The sequence below is a fragment of the Solibaculum mannosilyticum genome, from assembly GCF_015140235.1.
In the GTDB taxonomy this organism is placed as follows: Bacteria; Bacillota; Clostridia; order Oscillospirales; family Acutalibacteraceae; genus Solibaculum; species Solibaculum mannosilyticum.
On the sequence record NZ_AP023321.1, the window covers coordinates 959,817 to 977,236 of the forward strand.

The window sequence follows — 17,420 nt, forward strand, 5'->3', positions numbered from 1 at the left end:
ATTTTTGAACAAATATTCGACTTTCCTGAAATTGGCTAAATGTTGCCCTTGCGATGGTTGAGACGTAAAATCAGTTTTCGGATCAAGTCGATGGGGATCACGGTAGAGGACAAAAGGAGGACCCATTTTAGTCCTTGAAGCGTCAAGGGGACGGTGCGGAATAACGTGCCGCCGTAGTAGATCAGGAGCAGTTGGACGCCGGCCGCCATGGCCATGATGAACAGGAACGCCTTATTTTGCGTGATGTGGGAGAGAAGATGAAGACGAGGGGTGCGGGCATTGAAGCTGTTGAAGATGCCGGCAAAGATGAAGAGGCCGAAGAATGCCGTAAGGAAAAAGATAGGCTGAGAGTCATAGTGGAAGGTTTCCCGGAAGAAAGGCGCCTTTAAGAAGGCCAGGCACAGGAGCACGGTGTACAGCCCGGTGAAGAGGATTTGGCTGACCATATACCGGTTGATGATGTGTTCATCTCTCCGCTTGGGAGGCTCGTGGAGATATTCCGGGAGAGGCGCTTCCCCGGCAAAGGCCAGGCCGGCCAAGGTATCCATGATGATATTGATCCACAGCATCTGGATGACGGTCACAGGGGTGTCGATGCCGATAAAGGGCCCGATCACCGATACACACACAGCACATAAGTTGACCGTCAGCTGGAAGATGATAAACTTGCGGATACTCTTAAAGATGGTGCGTCCATAGAGGATGGCTTTGGCGATGGAGGAAAGATTGTCGTCTAAGATGACGATATCACTTGCCTCCTTGGCTACCTCGGTGCCGCTGCCCATGGCAAAGCCCACATCGGCTTTTTTGAGGGCGGGGGCGTCGTTGACGCCGTCCCCGGTCATGCCGGCCACCAGCCCCAGTTCCTGGGCGGCCCGTACCAGACGGCTCTTATCGGCTGGGACGGCCCGTGCCACCACACGCAAACGGGGAAGGAGACGGCGGATTTGTTCGTCGGTCATTTTGTTTAACTCGTGGCTGTCCAGGACGGCGTCGGTCTGTCCCGGACGCAATAAACCGGCTTCCAGGGCGATGGCAGTGGCGGTTTCACGGCTGTCGCCGGTCATCATAACCACCTGGATGCCGGCGCCGGTGATCTGCCGAATAGAGGTGCTGGCTTCGCTTTTGAGTTCATCCCGGATGCCGATGAGGCCCAGAAGGGCCAGGTTGGGGAAGGGTTGCCCGGCGCGGATGGGCGTATCGCTGATCGCCAAAGCCAGGATACGGACGGCGTTGCCGCTCATCTCCCGAACGGTGCGTTGCAGGTCGGGCGACATCCGGAAGGGCTGACGCTGTCCCTTTGCGTCGTAACAGGAGGTACATTGAGGGAGAATCTTTTCAAAAGCCCCCTTCACGAGCCATAGGTTTTGTTTGCCCGATACACGGCAGGCCGAGAACTTATCCCGGCTGTTAAAGGGGATAAATTCCTCCCGTGTCACTGTACGTGTGGTGCTTAGATGGGGGATGACGTATTCCAAAAGAGCCCGGTCGGTGGCGTTGCCCCCGATAGCTGCCCGTCGCCGTCCCTCTTGCCCCACTGTGGAACTGGTGTTAAAGAAACAGCTCATCTCCACCAACTCCCACAATTCCTTTTGTTTGCGGAGGCTGCGGGCACTGGTGTATACTTGATTTTGTCCGGAGACAAAGGTCTTGACTTGCAGTTTTCCTTTGGTTAACGTGCCGGTTTTATCGGTGAAAAGGATGTTAAGGCTGCCGGAAGTCTCGATGCCCACCAGTTTTCTCACCAGGACGTGATCCTTAAGCATGCGCTTCATGTTGGAGGACAGCACAACTGTAATCATCATAGGGAGGCCTTCCGGGACCGCTACGACCACCACGGTGATGGCCAAGGTAACGGCCTGGATGATCTGGGAGATCAGGACCGGGAGATTTTGACAATAGGCTGAAATACGGGCGGGGTCAAATCCGTTGTCCAGCACGATGCAGTTAAAGAGGAAGGCCAAAGCCACAAAAGCGGCGGCCACATATCCAAACCGGCTGATTGTTTTGGCCAGCGACCGCAGTTTGAATTTGAGAGGACTCTCCCGGGTGTCCTCTTGGACCTCCATGGCCATACTGCCGTAGAAGGTCTTGACGCCCACCTGCTGAACCAGAAGCATGCCTTCTCCAGAACACACCACACTGCCTCGGAAGAGACGGTTTTTCTGCATGAAGTCATGGCCTTTGGCAGCCGAATGATCATTTCCAGAGGGCGCTTTGTGGGCTTCTTTGGATTCCCCATTGAGGGAGGATTGATCCACGCTCACTTCGCCCGATACCAGGATCCCATCGGCCGGGACCCGTTCGCCGGCGCCGAGCAGGACAAGATCACCCACCACCACTTCGCCAAGGGGAAGTTTGCGCACGCCGTTTGCCCGTTTGACGCGGCATTGGATGCTTGACGCCTCTTGCTGAAGCTTTTCAAAGGCCGATTCGCTGCCGTGTTCGGACAAAGTGGATACGAAGGTAGCCAAAAAGATGGCGACCGCTACACCAGCCGTTTCAAACCAATCGAAATGATCAAACATAAACAGTAGGTTGACGGCCAAGGCAACCAACAGAATCTTGATGATGGGATCGCCGAAGTTTGCCAGGTACTGCTTAAAAAAACTGTTTTTCTTTGTACGGGTCAGTTGATTGGAACCGTACTTAGTTCGGGACTGTTCCACCTGAGCCGAGGAAAGTCCATGATGCTCTTCCACGTTTTTTATCATTTTCATAAGACCGCCCTCCCGAATCATACTATTCGGACGGGCAGTGATTTATACCCAGCTTATCCGGCTGCGATGCGATAAAGGAGCAAGGCCAAAATGACCAAGGCGGATATGACCTGAAGTTTGTCGGAATGAGGGAAACGCAGCCCCATCTTAAGGCCCAGAGCATTGCCGATCCAGGTGAAGGCAAATTGGAAGAGCCCCACCCAGATGGTCCCCCACAGTCCTTCCACCCCCAGGAGGGCGTACCCGACGCCGACGCTGACCGAATCCACCGAAAGCGCCGTGCCAAGCAGAAGGGCCTCCAGAGGACTGATGGTTTTGGAACCGTCTACGTCGCATAGCATGGGGTTTTTGATGATCTCCACCGAAATCCCCAAGGACTTGATGCGAAAATGAACGAGGGTTTTGGGATCAAGGCTTTGAGGCTTTTGCTTTGAGGAGCGGCCGAAAAAGGATTGGAACAGCATCCAAAGGCATACGCCGCCCATCAAAACGGTGCCGATGATGGAGGAGGTCTCCGGCGGAAGGATGTTTTGGATCCAGTTTCCAAAGGCGAAAGCTGCGCCGAAGTAGGCCATGGAACAAGCGCATATCACAAGGCGGGAGGAGAGGGGGATTTTTGTAGCCCGCAGCCCGTAAGCCATGGAGACAGCGAAGGCGTCCAGGCTGAGACACACGGCCAGCAGGATCACACCAAACATATCGGATCACCACAAGTTACAAGATTTCCCTCCATCCTATGCGAAAAAGGGAGACGATGTCCGTGAAAAGTTCGGGATTTTCTTGGACAAATCCTGAGGATTAAAAGAAAAATCGGCAAAATGTGGCGCAGATTACTGAAAAACACTTGCTTTTATGGCGTAAATCTGATATCATAGCAATGTTGAACTTTAAGGTAGTTTCCAAAGGAGGTGCAGATCATGGCAAAGTGTGACATCTGTGGCAAAGAGGTAACCTTCGGCATCAAGGTTTCCCACTCCCATAGGCGTTCAAACAGAACTTGGAAACCCAATGTAAAGCGCGTGAAAGCAATCGTAAATGGGTCCCCCAAGAGAATTTACGCCTGCACCCGTTGCTTGCGTTCGGGTAAAGTTACCCGTGCGGTGTAATGTCCAATGATCGGTTTGAAAGAGGCTGCTTTGAAAGCGGCTTCTTTTTCTTTTATTGGCCAAAACTGAATTTAAAAATAAGAATACGGCTGGGAGGTTCGCCCCATCAAGGGCGCTTCCAGCCGTATTTTTTTGTGATTTATTTGTCCAGCCATGTATGCTCTGTTTCAGAGCACTTGGGCCGGACCATGAGATCGGCAAGGGCTTTCTGAGGATCCTTATTATTAAAAAGGACTTGATAGCATTCCTCTGTGATGGGCATAACGACTTGATACTGTTCCGACAAGAGCTTGGCCGAATAGGTGGCGTGATACCCTTCCACCGTGCTCAGACGTCCCACGGCCTCTTTGGTAGGGACGCCTTGCCCCATCAGGATACCGGCCCGACGGTTGCGGCTGTGCATACTGGTACAGGTGACAATCAAGTCCCCGATGCCGCTGAGACCGGCAAAAGTCTCCGTTTGAGCGCCCATTTTGACTCCCAGCCGGGCGATTTCCGTGAGGCCGCGGGTCATGAGAGCGGCTTTGGTGTTGTCTCCAAGTCCCATTCCGTCGCAGATGCCGGCAGCCAGGGCTACAATATTTTTAAGGGCGCCGCCCAGTTCAACGCCCACAATGTCCGGGTTGACGTATACGCGAAAATCCGGGTTCATTAGGATATCCTGGACCAATGTAGCGGCTTCCTGATCGTGGGAAGCTGACACCACTGTCGTGGGGATCCCGCGGGATACCTCCTCAGCATGGGAAGGGCCGGAGATGACCACCACCCGGACCTGGGGAAGCTCTTCGGCGATGACTTGGCTCAGACGTTTGGTTCCATCCTGTTCAAAGCCTTTGGCAAGGTTGGCCACGACAGCGCCGTCCGGCAGGACCTTTCGAAGCATGGATGCCGTACTGCGCACTGCAAAGGAAGGCACCGCTAGAATCACCAAGTCGGCATCAGCTGCCGTGTGAATATCGTTGGTGATGCGGACGGAATCGGGGATCATGACGCCGGGCAACAATTTTTTATGTTCCCGATCACGGCGGAGGCAATCCACCTCCTCAGGAAATACCGACCACAGACTGACCTGATGCCCGTGACGGTCGGCCATGACAGCGATAGCAGTGCCCCAGCTTCCGGAACCCAATACAGCAATGCGAGCCATTAGGCATTCTCCTTTCTTCCGCCAAACGAGATGCGTTTTTCGGTGTGATTGCGGAGGCGTTTCATATTTTCCTTATGCATATACACCATGATGGCGGCGATGAGCACCGACATAACTGTCGAGACAATGACGGTATCCAATGGATAAATCCCTGCCTGGTAGTCGAAGAAATAGGAGAATACAAAGGAGGCTACCGGGAAGGAACATCCCGCAATGATGGAGGAAAGGGAAACGATACGGGTGATCAGCACCACGATGATAAAGATACTGACGCCAAAGACCATAACGCGCCAGTCGATTACAAGCAGCATACCGGCGGTAGTGGCTACGCCCTTGCCGCCCTTGAATCCAAAATAAAGGGGGAAGAGGTGTCCGAAAAGGCAAAAGACACCGGCAATGTACCCGCCGAAGACGATGAGGGATACATCTGAAGCCGAAGCGCTGCCCAAAGACATAAAGATCCATCGGCCGGCAAAGACGGCAAGCACTGCTTTTCCAGCGTCGCCAATGAGCGTCAGCAGGGCAGGAATCTTACCTGCATTGCGCAGCACATTGGTTGTACCCGCATTGCCGGATCCCATGGTGCGGATATCCTTCCCGGTTTTAAGCCGCACGATAATAAAAGCAAAGTTGAGGCTGCCCAAAAGATAAGCGACAGCAGCCGTCAATAAAATAGCCAATCCGTTTTCCGTGAGAAACGAGAGGATTCCCTCCATAACAAAGCCCTCCTGATGATTTGAAATAGAGAATGTCAAAAAGAATGCTTCGGCGAAGCCGCGCCCCTTCTCCAAAGAGGGGATTACTTTTTATCCCCTCGCTCCCGGATAATAAACCGCATAGGAGTACCCTCCAAGCCGAACACATCCCGAATGCGGTTTTCCAGATACCTCTGGTAAGAAAAGTGGAAGAGGTCTGCCCGGTTGACAAAGCATACGAATGTAGGCGGACGGGTGGATGGCTGGGTCATATAATAAATTTTGAGGCGTTTTCCCTTGTCGGTAGGGGGCTGGACGCGGGCAGTGGCATCGGCCAGGACGTCATTGAGCATACCGGTGGAGATCCGCAGGGCATTTTGACTGTCCACAAATTTGATGAGTTCAAACAGACGGTCCACACGCTGGCCGGTCTTGGCTGAGATGAACAGGATGGGGGCATAGGACATAAAGGAAAAATCCTCCATCAGCTTTTTGCGGTAGGAATCCATGGTCTTGCCGTCCTTTTCCACGGCATCCCACTTGTTGACCACGATGATGGAGGCTTTCCCTGCCTCATGGGCAAGGCCCGCCACTTTGGAATCCTGCTCGGTAAAGCCCTCGCAGGCGTCGATCATGATGACGCACACCTGTGCTCGTTCGATGGCTAACTTGGCCCGCAGGACGCTGTATTTCTCAATGGGATCGTCCACCCGGCTTTTTCGGCGGATGCCGGCGGTGTCGATGAGAACAAATTTACCGTGCTCGTTTTGCACTTCCGTGTCCACAGCATCCCGGGTAGTGCCGGCGATGTTGGATACAATGACCCGCTGTTCTCCAGAGATGCGGTTGACCAGGGAGGATTTGCCCACATTGGGTTTGCCGATGATGGCCACCCGGATGACGTCGTCCTCTTCCACTTCGTTCTCTTCCGGCGGGAGATGTTCCAAGACAGCGTCCAGAAGATCGCCTGTGCCGTGGCCATGGACGGCGGAAACCTGGATGGGATCTCCCAAACCCAAATTGTAAAATTCATAAAATTCCGCAGGAGGATCGCCCAGGGAATCGCTTTTGTTGACGCACAATACCAAAGGCTTCCCGCTCTTTTGCAGCATGACGGCCACGTCCAAGTCGTTGGCCACCACGCCGGAACGCAGATCGGTCACCAGGATAATGACGTCGGCCTGTTCAATGGCAAGCTGGGCCTGCTGCCGCATCTGGGAGAGGAGGACGTCGTCGGTGCGGGGCTCAATGCCGCCGGTATCCACCAGCATAAACCCACGGCCACACCATTCGCAATCGGCATAAATGCGGTCTCTGGTGACGCCGGGAGTATCCTCCACAATGGAGAGCCGGGATCCGGTCAGCTTATTAAATAAGGTGGATTTGCCCACGTTGGGACGTCCCACAATGGCTACGACGGGTTTGCTCAAACCCATCACCTCCCGATTTTTCAAATTAATCAGCGTCCCTTTTCATTTCAAGCAGGAAACGCCAAACAGTATTCTTAGTTTGTTCCGATGCCCAAAATAGCATCCAGTAAATTCTGGCCGTCGTCCACCGAGACAGGGGTAATCGGGACCTCTAGGGTCTCCGCCAGCTCTGTGACCGATACATCGTCCAAAAACAAGTCCCCTTCAAACCGCAGCATGGAGGAAGGAATGAGCACTTCGCTGCCGAGACGTCTTCCTTTGAGCTGACGTTTGAGATCCGTGCCGGTCACAAGCCCAGACACATTGATGGAAGTACCGAAAAAGGTATTGACGATGGGTACCACATGGACAGTTAAATTATGCCACTTTTTTACCGCTTCGTCAATGAGAGACTGGATGGTTGGAGCCACCGAGACTCCAGTGGCGATGGTGACTTCCCGAGGGTGATCCAATTGAAAGTCCTCGTAGTGGAGGGCGTCCATAAATTGATCTTTTAAGAGGGTGATGGTGCCCACACCGTTTTCCAGCTGACAGAAATCCTCGTAGAAACTGGGAGGGGGGAGAGGACGTCCCGCCTTGAGATAGAATTCATCGGCGGCGTAACAGATCCGGCTGCCGAACTGCTCCACACATCGGTCGCCAAAGGCGTCGATCTGGTCGATGACGGCGGCAGCGCCTTCCGGCGTATAGCCGGTGAGGGGATAGAGGCCTTCCCGATGATCGGTCAGCCCCACAGGGACGGCGGCAATGCTCTGGACAGCGGGATAGAGGGGTGTCAAATCAGCCAGTGTTCGATCCAGCTGAGGACCGTCGTTGAGGCCGGGGCACAACACCATCTGGCAATTGATATGCGTACCGGCCTCAGCCAGATGCCAAAGATGCCGGAGGGCTTCCCCGGCAAAACGGTTGCCCATCATGCGGCACCGCAGTTCGGGATCGGTGGTATGCACCGAGATGTTGACAGGGCTGATGTGCATTTCAATGATGCGCTGTAATTCTTTATCCGAAAGATTTGTCAGGGTGATGTAGTTGCCGAACAAAAAAGAAAGGCGTGCGTCGTCGTCTTTAAAATAAAGGCTTTCGCGCATGCCCTTAGGCAACTGGTCGATAAAACAAAAAACGCACTTATTGCGGCAGGTGCGTTGTTTATCCATCAGATAGGTTTCAAACAAAAGACCGGGATCGTCGTATTCACTTTTCCGAAGGATAACGTGATGTTCTTCACCGTCCGGCCGGACAAGGGAAAGGTCTAAGTGACGGTCTACGATCAGAAAACGATAGTCCAGTACGTCGTTGACCTCCCGGCCATTGATAGAGAGCAGTGTTTCCCCCGGAACAATGCCGGCTTTCGCAGCCAGGCTGCCCGCCTCGATATCATAAATGACAACCGGCAACAAGATCCCTCCTTTGCCATAAAGTAAAAAAGAGAAGGATTACTCCTTCTCTTTCTCCAAAGCCCATGGTTTTCTTTAGGACTCCTTCTCGATGACCTGTCTGCCGTGATAGTAACCGCAGTTGGGGCAAAGTCTGTGAGCTCTCTTCAGCTCGCCGCACTGAGAACATTTCACGAGGGAAGGAACCTCGATCTTCCAGACGTTATTCCGTCTCTTATCACGCCGTGCTTTGGAAACTTTTCTCTTGGGTACCGCCATTGTCAGCACCTCCCTCTATTAATCATTACTTTTATTCCAATAGCTTGCCCAATGCCTCCAGCCGGGGATCAATAGGCTTTTTGCATCCGCAGGGGCCTTCGTTGAGATTACGGCCGCAAGTGGGGCAAAGACCTTTACAATCCGGTCGGCACAGATGTTTCATGGGCAAAGAGAGCAAAATATCCGACACAACCAGTTCATCCACATCCAATTGGCCCTGTTCCACCAAAATGAAACGATCCTCATCCTCATGATTGAGAGAAGTCACCAACACATGCTCCACCGGAAAATTGTACTGGGCGACATATTCACTCATACACCGGTCGCACGAAAGGGGCATCTCAAAGGAAGCGGAAAGCTGAGACATTACAATATCAGCTTCATTGACCAAACGGCCTGTTACATGAACCAAAGACACATTGGGCAGTTGATCTTCCTCCGGGCGAAAGGAATAATCCACCTGGATGGGGGAATCCCCTGCAAACAACGCTTTTAAGTCAAGAATCATAGCGCTCTCCTCACATATAACGATACTATATTATAAAGACTTCGCAGGAATTTGTCAAGAAATAAGCAAAAAAAAAACCAGATCCAGAGCCATCGTCAGGAAAATACAAAAAAGTGTGGTATGGTTTGGAAAGATGTGGTAAAGTATATTTGTTTCTGGACAGTTTGATTTTGTCCCACCCATGAGATATAAAACAAGCGATTCTTACAATAAAAGAGGTGTCGATACATGATTCAACCAAAGATTCCATTTCGGAATTCGTTGTCCGACAATGGCCGTATGGAAGGCCGCTTGAGTAGATTGTTGTCATTTTTAACGCCATTGGTAATTTTACTGCTGGTTTATGTTTTATTCGGGATGTTTCCATTTGGCCAGAAGTCCCTTTTGATCACCGACATGAGCCAGATTTATGTGGACTTTCATTCCTGGTTCTACGACGCCTTAAAAGGTGGAGATAGCCTTCTGTTTTCCTGGAACACCGGCCTTGGTATGAATATGGTAGGGGCGTTGACATTTTATCTTTCCAGTCCCTTTTCTTTTCTGGTCCTGCTGTTTGAACGGTCCCAGATTCCCGACGCCCTCCTGCTCATTACCTTATTAAAGGTAGGCTCCTGTGGATTCACTTTTTCCTTTTATTCCTCCAAAGTGCTCAAATTCAATGGTATCCGCAATGTTATATTTTCCAGCATGTACGCTTTGATGACCTATGTGGTGGTGTATGCCCTTAATATTATGTGGCTCGACGGCATCATCATGCTGCCGTTGGTACTTTTAGGCGTCCATAGTCTGGTGGAAAAAGGCAAGATTCTGCCTTTGACGGTCAGTTTTCTCATCGCCTTTATCACCCAGTTTTATATTGCTTATATGATCGGCATTTTTTCCATTCTCTATTTCTTAGGCGTAATGTTTCGTGTAGGGAAGCCGTCGTGGAAAACATTTCGGAACCGGTCGGGGAAATTTATCTTATCAGGAGCATTGGCCGGGTTCATGTCGGCTTTTTTGCTGCTGCCCACCTATTTTTCCCTTCAGTATGTCTACCTCTATATTGCATCTTCCAATCCGGGAGCCCATACCCTGACTCCTATAGAACTCATCAGCAAAATGGCCTTGGGCAGCTATGATACGCTTACTTACGGCCTGCCCAATCTTTTCTGTGGGACGCTATGTATCCTCTTGGGCGTACTTTATTTTCTCAACCGTAGTATCCAGCGCCGGGAGAAAATGATAGCGGGCGGTATGTTGGTAATCCTGCTTCTCAGCATGACGTTTTGGCCCATTAATATATTCTGGCATGCTTTTGATGAACCAACCTGGTTCCCCTATCGATTTTCTTTTTTATACTGTTTTGTATTACTGGTGTTGTCCATTCGATGCTTCCAGCAGTTGGACGGCCTCAAAGGATGGCACATCGCAGCGGCGGCGGGAGGGGCATCCCTTTGCTTTGGAAGCGTGCTTCTGTTTGGGCTGGAACATGTTACCGCCGTGCAGATTGGGACAACCGTTGCACTCTTGTGCGTTTATGCCCTGCTGCTAGCCGCTATGCGGTACCGTCCTCAAGCAGCCCTGGCTATGACGCTCGTCCTGGCGGCCACTGTGATGGTAGAATTGTACGACAATACAAATAAAATGGTTCATGCTATGGATACGGAATTTCGATATAACGACCGGGCTTCCTATGTCAGTTATGTGGAGAACCGGTCAAGTGTGATCCAATCCATCCGGCAGCAGGATCCTGGCTGGTACCGCATGGAAAATCACGATATGCGCAATGCCAATGATTCCCTTTCCCTGGATTACTATGGGATGGCCCACTATGACTCTTTCACGAATCAGCATATGTCCCAGTTTTTAAGTCATCTGGGGGTGACTACCACCGTCCAGAACCGGTTTTTGCGGTACTATGGTTCCACCAGCGTATTGGATTCTCTGCTGGGCATCAAGTATGTATTGGGTACAAATGAACGCCGCGATGGATATACGGAAATCCAGAGTTTTGGCAATGACCAGAAGGTGTTTCTCAATCAGAACGCCTTGTCCATCGGCTACATGGTGGACGACGGGCTTCGGAATTTCACCTACGACTCCAGTTCACAAAAGGATCCGTTTTACCTGCAAAACAAGCTGTTAAATGCCATGGACGGAAGAGAATACGACTATTATACCCCAATTCATATGGCCAGTACGATGACATCTGACAATATCACCATGGAATCTTACAACGATTGGTGGTATAGCGTCAGCAAAAATGAAAACAGCGGAAACTCGTATATTTCATATACCATCACCAATCCTAAGGCACAGAATGTATGTTTTTATTTGCCGTCTGTCGGGCTGTCGGAACAAAATTATGTGTACGTCAACGGTGAATTGTATGGCCCATGGGGATACGATCTCATCGGCGCGATCGACTTGGGATGGTGGGAGGCCGACCAGGAGATTACCGTCAGTTTTGAGCTGCGGGATGACAGTTGTTATTTAGGAGAACCACAATTCTATGGATTTGACGGCCATGCGGCGGACTTGCTTTTTGACCGGCTCAAAGAACATCAGATGACAGATATTGAAATGGGAACTTCCTCAGTCAAAGGTACAGTAGACGCAGGAGAGGGAGGATTGTTGTTTACATCCATTCCGTCTGATCCCGGATGGTCGGCAGAGGTGGATGGGAAACCGGTACAATTGGTCAATATCGCCGACGCTTTCTGGGCAGTGGAGTTGCCGGAAGGGCAACATGAAGTTTCCTTCTCTTTTACCCCCCAGGGTTTACGCATAGGGGTCATCTTGTCGATTACCGCTTTCATACTGGCAGTGGTATTGATTTACTGCATAGACTACAGGGGAAAAAGGAAAAAACATCTCCCTGTGGATGAAGATCCAGATCCCGTATAAATCTTTGTTCAGGTTCGCAAAAAGAACCCGGCGTGGTATGGTACCGCATGGATAAGGATGTTAAGAAAAACTTTGGATGGCGTGTGGCTTAAATTGGTTTCATGGACTTGTGACGAAATCCAAATCAATGGAGGCATATAATATGCGGCGTGAAAATGGATGGGACACTCATGCAAACGATGCATCGGGTCCAAAGAGATGCCGTAGAGCAAGTAGAGCGGTTGGTCCAGCGTGTGTGCTGCTGGACGACCTCATGTCGGTGACAGACGGTATTTTAGAGCGCACACGCCATTGGAATAGATGGCGGAAGAAATCGTACTAACTGTGAGATGAGAAAGAGCCAGGAGGTGGCAAGTCCCCTCCTGGCTCTCTCTTGCGTTATGCCTCCTCCGGTTGCGTGATTTTATAACCCACTCGGAAGAAATAGTGCTTTTCATAGGTACGCTCCGCCGTCTTCAGGCCCACATCAGCCAGGTGGAGAAAGAAGTCGCCATCCATCGTGAGAAAGTCCCCGTCCCGCAAGGGTGGTGACCGCATGGCATACGCTGGGCTTGCATCCCCATGTGTCGGGCTACATCTACGGAGTGCACCATGCCCTTTTTCTTTTGGAGAACAAGAATGGATTGCAGGCAATTTTCTCCTGACGCATAGAGATGGAGACTTCGATGTTATTTTGTCATGCCAACCGCCAGCCTTCAGCCTGTTTACGGATTTCTACAAACCGACGATACACTCCGCTTTGGGCCAGTAACTCCTCATGGGTACCATGTTCTACAATGTGGCCGTCGTCTACCACAAGGATCTGATCTGCGTGCTGGATTGTAGCAAGCCTGTGGGCGATGGTGAGGATTGTCTTTCCTCGTGTCAGGGCGGAGAGAGCCTGCTGGATTAAGTGTTCGTTCTCCGGGTCTACACTGGCTGTCGCCTCGTCCAAAATCACGATAGGGGCATTCTTCAAAATGGCCCTGGCGATGGAAATACGCTGTTTCTCACCGCCGGATAGGGTGGAACCGCCCTCACCGATGACCGTATCATATCCATTGGGTAGTGCAGAGATGAAGCTGTGACAGCAGGCAGCCTTTGCTGCTGCCACCACCTGCTCATGGGTGGCTCCGGGACAGCCAAACTTGATGTTGTTCTCCACGCTATCTTGGAAAAGATAGACATTCTGAAAAACCATGGAGATGTTCCGCAGAAGGCTTTCACAGGTAAACCTCCGCACATCGTGGCCGCCGACTGATACAGTGCCGCTATTCACATCGTAAAACCGTGCGACCAAATTGCAGATCGTACTTTTGCCGGAGCCGGAGGGGCCCACAATGGCGGTGGTAGTCCCCTGTGGGGCCGTAAAGGTCACATCGTGGAGTACCTCACGGCTGCCATACCCGAAGGACACATGCGAAAAGGCTACATCGAATCGATCCAGCACGATTTCTCTGCCGTCTTTATCAATGAAGTCGGTTTGATCCAATTCCTCCAAACGATCCAGCACGGAATCTGTTACCGACAGGATATGGGCTGCGTCATTGATCGCCTCCACGCTTCCAAAGATGGTGAAGGAGAACAGTGCAATCATCAGAAAGTAGGGCAAAGACAGAGCGCCAACCAAAGCCTGATGCCCGGCGAGCAGAATCAGCCCCACCGATGCCGCCCGCAGAGAGATCAGATGCAGACAGTTCCAGGGAACAAATCCAAACTCATTCTTGATGCGGATGGCCTTATTGTCCCGACAGGCATCATGGAACCGCTGGACAGATACGCCATCCTGTCCAAAGGATTTCACCACCGGCAGACCATGGATATACTCGATTGCCGCTCCGGACAAAGCCTCCTGCGCCCGATGGCTTACCGGGGCGGTTCTGGCACTCTGCCGCCCGATCCCCCGTAAAGCAAAGGCAGAGACTGCCACGCCAATGAGAGCTGCCAATGCCGCCGGTGGACAAAAGATGGCAACACACAGCAGGATCACCGCCACCTGAATGTAGCCGTTCACTACCGCATCCACCATTTTCATGCTCTGAAGCTCCAGGGTGCTGAGTTCGGTGGTAAGCGCCGCCAGAATGTCACCCAAGTCATTCTGAGCAAAGTAACCCAACGACACCCGTTTCAAAACCCCGCCCAATTCCATGCGCTGTTCCGCAGCCCGCTCCGTACCGATGCTTTCCTGCAATCGGTTTTTCCAGTAGGTGAAGAAGAACCGTAGCAGGACCAATCCCGCAATACTGCCCAGGCAGAGCCAGGGAAGTGAGGCGGACAGATTCTTTTCTCCCCAGGCGCTGCGGATCATCTGTCCCAGCGCCCAGGCGGCCAGCATTACCGGACCAGCGGTACACCAAGTAGCAAAAAAGGAGCATACGAACCCCAAGATCATCCGCTTGCGATAGCCCTTCGCCCATCGCATGATTCGTCCTACGCTATGAAACATCTCACTTTCCCTCCTGTTCCGTCGAGGTGACCGCCCAATTTTGCACCCCAACATGGGCTGCCCATAACGTCTGATACAACGGGCAGCGGCAAAGCAGTTCTTCCTGTGTGCCACAGTCTACGACCTGCCCCTTCTCCAGAACAACGATTTGGTCGGCCTTTTGGATGGTCGAGAGGCGGTGGGCGATTACCAGCAGAGTTTTGCCTTTGGAAAGGGCCATAATGGACTGCTGAATCTTGTCCTCGTTCTCCGGGTCAGTGAAAGCGGTGGCTTCATCTAGAACGACGATGGGCGCATCTTTCAAGATGGCCCGGGCGATGGCGATGCGCTGGCGTTCTCCGCCGGAGAGCTGTTTGCCTGCCTCACCGGCGGTGGTATCCCAGCCATGCTCCAACCGGCTGATAAACTCCTCGCATTGGGCCGCTCTTGCGGCGGCAAACACCTCCTCATCCGATGCGGCGGGCCGCCCCAGACGAATGTTCTCTTTGATGGAACAGTCGAACAGGAAGTTGTCCTGGGTCACAAAACTGATCGTCTGAGAGAGCTGTTTCAAGGGTAGCTCCCGGATGTCCTGACCGCCCAGGGTGATCGTACCCTCCGTCACATCCCAAAACCGGGCGACCAGACGGGCAATGGTGGACTTACCGCCGCCAGAGGGTACCACCAGAGCGGTAAACTTCTCCTGAGGAATGGTTAGATTCAGATGGTCAAGGACATTGGTCTCTGCTTCTCCTCCATAGGAGAAAGAAACATCCCGTAGTTGGATCGTGTTGTCTGTCAGGGGGATCTCCCGCTCCGCTTGGGAAAGCTGCGGCAGGTTCAGCAGTTCCCGCGTATCATTTACGGCGAACTGCATACTTTTCATGGAATTGAGAAAGGCTGTGGCACTCATCAGCGGAGCCACGATCCCCAGAGCCAGCATCAGGCACAGAGTCACCTGGGCCGGGTCCAGCACACCAGTGGAGTAAAGCCAGACGCCCACAGGCAGCGTCCCCAGCAGGGTGGTGGGCAGAATGGACAGGCACAAATTCATTGAGGCCCAGGTACCACGGAACCAGGCCATCGTGAAGTCACGAAAAGAACACACCGCCTGGGCAAACTTCTGATAGGAGCGTTCCCCCTGGCTGAACGCCTTCACCACCTGGATACCCTCCACATACTCCACAATGACGCTGTTGACATGGGCATTTGCGGCCATGTAAGCAGCGTAATTCTTGTTATAGCTCCCCATGGCGAAGGCCATAGGAAGCAGTGCCAAGGGTACCGTGACCAGCAGTGCAAGGCCCATTCGCCAATCAATGGAGAACATGGTGATGGCCACTACCAGCGGAAGAAGCAGATTGGAACTGAGCTCCGGGATCATGTGGGCCAGCGGCGGCTCAATGTCCTCTATGCGGTCTACGATGGTGCTTTTCAGCGAGCCGATAGAGCGTACATCCACCTCGCCTAGCGGCGCCCCCATCAGCCGATCCGCCACCTGGCGCCGCAGCCCCTCCAAAATAGTATAGGCAGACACATGGGCCAGCATCGTTGACAGTGCGTAGCCCGCCACCTTGACAACATAGCCCGCAAGACAGACGCCGCACCAAAACAAGACACCCTCCCATGCCGCCTGCCGCAGAAAGAACAGGCGGATGATCTGATAAACCCCGAGATAAGGGACAAAACCACCGGCTACACTGACGATTGCCAGCACTACAGAAGCGGTCAGTTTTCCCCGGCAGGGTGTGACGAAGGACAGCAATATCCCAAGCCAGCTTCGCTCCTTCATACGCAATACTCCTCTCAAAAGAAAAAATCGTTGTAGTCTGCTTTCACTAACTACAACGATTATACAGAAGATGATCCTGCGTTTCCGCTCCACTTCGCCGGTCCTGTCCCATTTGGACAGAATTTATTGACCTTCCCTGCAGTATTCCAAAGGCGTTTTTCCCTTGACCTCCCGGAAGGCGGCTGCGAACTTGCTGGCGCTGTCGTATCCTACCAGGCCAGCGATTTCCGCCACACTGGTCTGCATTTCCTGCCGGAGCAAGAGACCTGCATGGTCCATACGGAAACAGCGCATATAGGTGTTGAGCGGCTGTCCATAGATCGACTTAGAGCACTCCTTCAGCGCAGTGGCCGGGATTGAGAACCGCTCAGACAATTCTGCGATGGTATAATGTCGCTCCAGATCTTCTGTCAGCAGACGGTGCGCTGCCTTTACCTTCTCCACCTGGGATTTATAAAAATAGGGTTTCTCTGTCTCCCTGCCCAGCTCCAAAGCGTTCAGATACAGCAGCAGCTCCAACACCTTGATTCGAAAATAGGGAAGTTTGATCTGCTCCGGCACGGCATAAAGTTCCTGAAAGATGTGATCTGTGGAGGACGCTCTATGGATCACCTTTGGGTGCCGTCCGGAGCAGAACTTCTTTTGCAGCCGGGAAAGATCCACTGGGAATTCCCGAACCCACTCCCGTAGGGCCTGTTCGGCCTGGGGTAGAACAAAGCCGATGGTAAGACCGTGATAGTGGGCCAGCGGGAAGGTGAAATGCCCCCGATGTTCCAGCCGGCGGTCCAGCTTCATATCCCCGGCCTCCACATAGGAAAAGGTATCCGGGCCGGACTGATATTCCATCCGTCCCTGCCGGCAGTAGTCGATACACAGCAGGTCTTCGGCGGTACAGAATACCGAGTCATAGCCCTCCATATGGAAATCGTTATACATCAGAAAGACACCGGGAAAGAGGTCATATTGGGTCATCATACCCTCACCGCTATCGCTGTGAAACTGGAATACACGGCACCCGCCGCTTTCCGCCAAGGGAGGGGGAAATCCCTCTCCTGTCAAAAACATCTCCGACACGCT

13 protein-coding genes and 1 pseudogene are annotated in these 17,420 nt (G+C 52.4%); 2 read left to right on the top strand and 12 right to left on the bottom strand.

The window, feature by feature from the left end; genetic code table 11:
* Positions 1-35 precede the first annotated feature (35 nt).
* Together C12CBH8_RS04465 and ytaF are read right to left on the bottom strand one after the other, a co-directional pair.
* Positions 36-2,720 (bottom strand): calcium-translocating P-type ATPase, PMCA-type, encoded by a 2,685-nt coding sequence (locus C12CBH8_RS04465; RefSeq protein ID WP_215533631.1) that lies wholly within the window; start codon positions 2,718-2,720, stop codon positions 36-38.
* Positions 2,721-2,773: 53 nt separating this feature from the next.
* The gene (gene ytaF / locus C12CBH8_RS04470; protein WP_090263641.1) at positions 2,774-3,418 is read right to left on the bottom strand and encodes a sporulation membrane protein YtaF; all 645 of its coding nucleotides are present in this window, start codon (positions 3,416-3,418) and stop codon (positions 2,774-2,776) included.
* A gap of 219 nt (positions 3,419-3,637) precedes the next feature.
* Between ytaF and rpmB the strand changes: the two genes are divergently transcribed.
* Complete coding sequence (gene rpmB / locus C12CBH8_RS04475) at positions 3,638-3,826, top strand: 50S ribosomal protein L28 (protein WP_090263639.1); 189 nt, start codon at positions 3,638-3,640, stop codon at positions 3,824-3,826.
* A gap of 139 nt (positions 3,827-3,965) precedes the next feature.
* On the opposite strand, the gene C12CBH8_RS04480 is transcribed toward rpmB, so the two are convergent.
* The 6 genes from C12CBH8_RS04480 to C12CBH8_RS04505 form a co-directional block, all read right to left on the bottom strand.
* Positions 3,966-4,973, bottom strand: a complete 1,008-nt coding sequence (locus C12CBH8_RS04480) for an NAD(P)H-dependent glycerol-3-phosphate dehydrogenase (RefSeq protein ID WP_099321803.1) — start codon at positions 4,971-4,973, stop codon at positions 3,966-3,968.
* Positions 4,973-5,689 carry a glycerol-3-phosphate 1-O-acyltransferase PlsY gene (gene plsY, locus C12CBH8_RS04485; RefSeq protein ID WP_215533632.1) on the bottom strand — a complete coding sequence of 239 codons (717 nt, stop codon included), beginning with the start codon at positions 5,687-5,689 and terminating at the stop codon, positions 4,973-4,975. Before plsY ends, C12CBH8_RS04480 begins: the two co-directional genes overlap by 1 nt.
* 83 nt (positions 5,690-5,772) lie before the next feature.
* Positions 5,773-7,098 carry a ribosome biogenesis GTPase Der gene (der, locus tag C12CBH8_RS04490; protein ID WP_215533633.1) on the bottom strand — a complete coding sequence of 442 codons (1,326 nt, stop codon included), beginning with the start codon at positions 7,096-7,098 and terminating at the stop codon, positions 5,773-5,775.
* A 74-nt stretch (positions 7,099-7,172) separates the two neighbouring features.
* A complete protein-coding gene (locus C12CBH8_RS04495) occupies positions 7,173-8,492 on the bottom strand; it encodes a DUF512 domain-containing protein (protein WP_215533634.1) in 1,320 nt (439 codons plus the stop codon).
* 75 nt (positions 8,493-8,567) lie between these two features.
* Entirely contained in the window at positions 8,568-8,750 is a 183-nt protein-coding gene (gene rpmF, locus C12CBH8_RS04500; protein ID WP_090263630.1) for a 50S ribosomal protein L32, read from the bottom strand.
* Between the two features lie 31 nt (positions 8,751-8,781).
* Positions 8,782-9,258, bottom strand: coding sequence for a YceD family protein (locus C12CBH8_RS04505; RefSeq protein WP_215533635.1), 477 nt, complete (start codon positions 9,256-9,258; stop codon positions 8,782-8,784).
* Between the two features lie 228 nt (positions 9,259-9,486).
* Here C12CBH8_RS04505 and C12CBH8_RS04510 point away from each other — a divergent pair, with 228 nt between their 5' ends.
* Entirely contained in the window at positions 9,487-12,147 is a 2,661-nt protein-coding gene (locus C12CBH8_RS04510; RefSeq protein ID WP_215533636.1) for a YfhO family protein, read from the top strand.
* 417 nt (positions 12,148-12,564) lie between these two features.
* On the opposite strand, the pseudogene C12CBH8_RS11835 reads toward C12CBH8_RS04510, so the two are convergent.
* The 4 genes and pseudogenes from C12CBH8_RS11835 to C12CBH8_RS04525 form a co-directional block, all read right to left on the bottom strand.
* A pseudogene (locus C12CBH8_RS11835) lies at positions 12,565-12,776 on the bottom strand (helix-turn-helix domain-containing protein); the annotation flags it as partial.
* A 47-nt stretch (positions 12,777-12,823) separates the two neighbouring features.
* Positions 12,824-14,572: an ABC transporter ATP-binding protein gene (locus tag C12CBH8_RS04515; RefSeq protein WP_215533637.1), complete on the bottom strand. Its 1,749-nt coding sequence runs from the start codon at positions 14,570-14,572 to the stop codon at positions 12,824-12,826.
* 1 nt (position 14,573) lies between these two features.
* Complete coding sequence (locus C12CBH8_RS04520; RefSeq protein WP_215533638.1) at positions 14,574-16,343, bottom strand: ABC transporter ATP-binding protein; 1,770 nt, start codon at positions 16,341-16,343, stop codon at positions 14,574-14,576.
* A 123-nt stretch (positions 16,344-16,466) separates the two neighbouring features.
* Complete coding sequence (locus C12CBH8_RS04525) at positions 16,467-17,408, bottom strand: helix-turn-helix domain-containing protein (protein ID WP_215533786.1); 942 nt, start codon at positions 17,406-17,408, stop codon at positions 16,467-16,469.
* Positions 17,409-17,420: the final 12 nt, after the last annotated feature.

What these genes read in the sequence shown, in the direction of transcription:
- C12CBH8_RS04465 (WP_215533631.1), bottom strand. Translation starts at nt 2,720, where the DNA reads ATGAAAATGATAAAAAACGTGGAAGAGCATCATGGACTTTCCTCGGCT.
- ytaF (WP_090263641.1), bottom strand. Translation starts at nt 3,418, where the DNA reads ATGTTTGGTGTGATCCTGCTGGCCGTGTGTCTCAGCCTGGACGCCTTC.
- rpmB (WP_090263639.1), top strand. Translation starts at nt 3,638, where the DNA reads ATGGCAAAGTGTGACATCTGTGGCAAAGAGGTAACCTTCGGCATCAAG.
- C12CBH8_RS04480 (WP_099321803.1), bottom strand. Translation starts at nt 4,973, where the DNA reads ATGGCTCGCATTGCTGTATTGGGTTCCGGAAGCTGGGGCACTGCTATC.
- plsY (WP_215533632.1), bottom strand. Translation starts at nt 5,689, where the DNA reads ATGGAGGGAATCCTCTCGTTTCTCACGGAAAACGGATTGGCTATTTTA.
- rpmF (WP_090263630.1), bottom strand. Translation starts at nt 8,750, where the DNA reads ATGGCGGTACCCAAGAGAAAAGTTTCCAAAGCACGGCGTGATAAGAGA.
- C12CBH8_RS04505 (WP_215533635.1), bottom strand. Translation starts at nt 9,258, where the DNA reads ATGATTCTTGACTTAAAAGCGTTGTTTGCAGGGGATTCCCCCATCCAG.
- C12CBH8_RS04510 (WP_215533636.1), top strand. Translation starts at nt 9,487, where the DNA reads ATGATTCAACCAAAGATTCCATTTCGGAATTCGTTGTCCGACAATGGC.
- C12CBH8_RS04515 (WP_215533637.1), bottom strand. Translation starts at nt 14,572, where the DNA reads ATGTTTCATAGCGTAGGACGAATCATGCGATGGGCGAAGGGCTATCGC.
- C12CBH8_RS04520 (WP_215533638.1), bottom strand. Translation starts at nt 16,343, where the DNA reads ATGAAGGAGCGAAGCTGGCTTGGGATATTGCTGTCCTTCGTCACACCC.
- C12CBH8_RS04525 (WP_215533786.1), bottom strand. Translation starts at nt 17,408, where the DNA reads ATGTTTTTGACAGGAGAGGGATTTCCCCCTCCCTTGGCGGAAAGCGGC.